The sequence below is a fragment of the Nostoc cf. edaphicum LEGE 07299 genome (assembly GCF_015207245.1).
Lineage (GTDB): Bacteria > Cyanobacteriota > Cyanobacteriia > Cyanobacteriales > Nostocaceae > Nostoc > Nostoc edaphicum_B.
The window spans coordinates 1-3,397 of record NZ_JADEXF010000701.1 but is presented as its reverse complement, the minus strand read 5'-3'; the positions used below and the strand labels follow the sequence as shown (position 1 = coordinate 3,397).

General features: G+C 38.5%; 3 protein-coding genes. All 3 read left to right on the top strand.

From position 1 onward, the window contains the following. Positions 1–535: 535 nt before the first annotated feature. A complete protein-coding gene (locus IQ229_RS19225) occupies positions 536–865 on the top strand; it encodes a hypothetical protein (protein WP_194046492.1) in 330 nt (109 codons plus the stop codon). Between the two features lie 70 nt (positions 866–935). Then, a complete protein-coding gene (locus tag IQ229_RS19220; RefSeq protein WP_194046490.1) occupies positions 936–1,484 on the top strand; it encodes a GIY-YIG nuclease family protein in 549 nt (182 codons plus the stop codon). A 48-nt stretch (positions 1,485–1,532) separates the two neighbouring features. Further along, on the top strand, positions 1,533–2,993 hold the full coding sequence (locus tag IQ229_RS19215; protein ID WP_194046488.1) for a protein kinase domain-containing protein: 1,461 nt from the start codon (positions 1,533–1,535) through the stop codon (positions 2,991–2,993). Positions 2,994–3,397: the final 404 nt, after the last annotated feature.

Genomic DNA, 3,397 nt, shown 5'->3' with positions numbered 1-3,397 from the left:
ACTCAGAGGTGAAACGCTGCTGCGGCAACGATAGTTTAGGGGTTGCCCTACGCAAAAATAGCTCGATGCCAGGTTTTATAACTCATACATAAAGCCCCACGCTCATACAGCCTGGGGCTTTTTGTTTATATAAAGAATCGTCAAGTTTTAAGTGTGCCACTATTTATCACATACAGGTTGATTGAAAAATTGAGATATTTCTAAAAATAAATTTAGACATAGCAATTGCCTTACCAGAAACTGTCGAAATGAGCCTTGTTGACAGCCAAACTTAATTATTTTTACAGTATTAGGGATAAATTAACTATCACCAAAACTTCATGCTTCTTAACGATGCAAGCTTCATTGTGTAGCTGACAAAAGTTCCATAATCCAATAGGCTGATCTTAAAGTGGTTATTTTTAACCAAGTTTATCTGCACAAAGAGGTAGGCTTCGTTGCCCATCACATTTGGATGACTCTGTATACTCTGTATAACATATTGCCTCTCCTCTATCATCACTTAGTCGTTAATAACTAGCTAGTAATATAGAAAATGCCCCTTAAAATCGTTCAGAACTTTGATGGAAGTTTCACTCTTGGAGCACAAGCTCAAGAAACTCTATTCAATTTATTGACAAGCGTTGCTTTTTTGAACCAAATTTGCCAACAGTTGGGGTGTGAGCGGCTTCAATTTACAGAATTACTTTTCCAGCCAGTTCCTTATAGCTTAACTACCACTAAAGGAATGCCAGCAGAATTTGAAAAATATCATGAATCTGATGAGTATGTCATCATTAATGTGCCACCAAATTTCATGTTCAGTGCTAAGATTTTTAAACCCAGTCGCCTTTGTGCAATTTACCAAAAATTGAGTAATGAATAATTTTAAAGATAATTTTTCTAATTCGCAATTTTAAATCCTGAAGGCAAATAGTAAGTTTGATATTTGATGTATGGCTTCTGAAACAAATCTTTCTTCTTTGGCAACTCTGGAGTATATTCCTTATATAGACGATCGCGGCCAATTACCCGAACAATTTCAAGGTAAAATCGGTGTTTATGCTATTTTTGACCAAGAAAAAGTGCTGCAATTTGTAGGATACTCTCGTGATGTTTTCCTCAGCCTCAAACAGCATTTAGTTCGTCAGCCACAGCAATGCTATTGGGTGAAAGTTCAAACTATTGAACGCCCTAGTCGCACAATTTTAGAAAATACTGAAAATGCTTGGATTGCTGAAAATGGCAGTGTGCCTTGGGGTAATGGGGATCAAAAGGAAAAATGGACTCATCCCATTGATGTCAAAGTTGCAATGACAGCTGAAGAACAGGCTAAATATGAAAATCCAGCTAATGATGAATTAGCACAAATAAAAGTTCTTAAAAATGTGGCACGCAGAGTAGAAGCAGAAATTTCAACGCAATTGTTAGAAGTGCGCGGTTTGCAAATGCAAATTCGCTTCAATCCTAAATTGAAAGAAGAAGGTTTACTAGATTTGAAATGAAGGTAGTTTTGGGGAAAACTATCTTATGAATATCGTTTGTAATCTCCCATGACAATACAGCTGCTGAACGATCGCTATCAAGTTATCCGCACACTGGGGGCTGGTGGGTTTGGTGAAACCTATCTAGCTGAAGATACCTATATGCCTTCAAAGCGCCATTGTGTGGTTAAACAGTTAAGACCGATTCACAACAATCCCCAAATTTACCAGTTAGTACAAGAGAGGTTTCAACGCGAAGCAGCTATTTTAGAAGAACTCGGTGGCACAAATGACCAAATTCCGGCATTATATGCCTACTTCTCTTCAGGTGGACAATTTTACTTAGTTCAAGAATGGGTTGAAGGCGATACCTTAAGTGGAAAAGTTCAGAAGCAGGGGCTATTTAGTGAAGACGCTGTCCAGGAATTGTTTATGAATTTATTACCTGTCCTGGATTACGTTCATTCTAAACATATCGTTCACCGCGATATTAAGCCAGATAACATTATTGTGCGTCATCGGGATGCTAAACCAGTGCTGATTGATTTTGGTGCTGTGCGGGAGTCAATGGGAACAGTAGTAAATTCTCAAGGTAATCCTACCAGTTCGATTGTGATTGGTACACCTGGCTATATGCCGAGTGAACAAGCCGCAGGTAGACCTGTTTATTCTAGTGATTTATACAGTTTAGGAATTACGGTAATTTACTTGCTGACTGGTAAACAGGCGCAACAACTAGAAACCGATTCCCAAACGGGTGAAATTGTCTGGCGGCAATATGCGAGTCATGTTAGCCCAATTATGGCAAGAGTAATTGATCAGGCGATCGCTTATCATCCACGCGATCGCTACTCCACAGCCAGAGCAATGCTGGATTCTTTGCAGAGCATAGCAAATCCAATTCCACCGACGCAACCCCTCTTGACTCCATCAATTGTAGTCTCTGCACCGCCACCTCAGACAGTGCCTGTCAAACCACAGCCTAGCCCTCAAAGTAGTACTAGTCAGAATAATATTCTCATGGGCAGTTTGATTGCAGGTGGGTTAATTGGTGCATCTGTGATTATTAGCCAAGTGTTACCAAAATCTTCTCAACCTACAGCAGACAAAACGGTATTACCTTCAGAAACACCGTCAAATGTTACAAGCCCAGTGATAGAAACTCCCACATTTACACCAATTACCCCATCTGTTCCAACTCAATCACCTTCCTCGACTACATCAATAGTGCCAGTTGATACCACGACTCACAACAACTATTTCTGGCTTTCTCAAAGACTTGTAAGCGATGCAGATTTGGATGGTAAAAGCGGTTTTGAACTAGATATTATGCGAAATTCGATTTTTGCCATTCATGGCCGCCGTTTTGATAATATTGAATTGCAAAATTACTTTAATAACCAACCTTGGTATCGTCCTATATATTCACCAAAGACATTTCCACCTAAATTGCTGTCAAAATTAGAGCAACAAAATGTGGAATATATCAGCAAATATCAGGTTAGTAATGGGTTAAGATATTTTAAATAATAAGTTTTTCATAATCGGCGAATGGGGACTGGGGCGAATAAGCAATACTTTTCTACAAGAAACCGTGCTAACGGCAAAATCTCCTAGTGAGTAGTTGGACAAAGGTGATTATAAAAACTGTAGAATTACCCCGTACAAGTGCCCTTTCCTCTTGTATAAGTCCTTATATTAGTTTTGGCTTATCAATCGATTTATTGCTACTTCTTAGATAATATTTAGGTTAGCTTGTGTAGTATATCAGACAAATTTATAGACATTCAATACTCTAAAATCGAAAGATATTAGGGGCTAATCCTAGCGAAATGTATGTAGGGTCAGAACAGAACTATATTTGTCTGCCATAAACTACATCTCTAGATACTAGGCATTTTCAGAACTAGGCATTTATATATAGTATATAAGAT

Coding starts and splice junctions, on each gene's coding strand:
- IQ229_RS19225 (WP_194046492.1), top strand. CDS start 536: ATGCCCCTTAAAATCGTTCAGAACTTTGATGGAAGTTTCACTCTTGGA.
- IQ229_RS19220 (WP_194046490.1), top strand. CDS start 936: ATGGCTTCTGAAACAAATCTTTCTTCTTTGGCAACTCTGGAGTATATT.
- IQ229_RS19215 (WP_194046488.1), top strand. CDS start 1,533: ATGACAATACAGCTGCTGAACGATCGCTATCAAGTTATCCGCACACTG.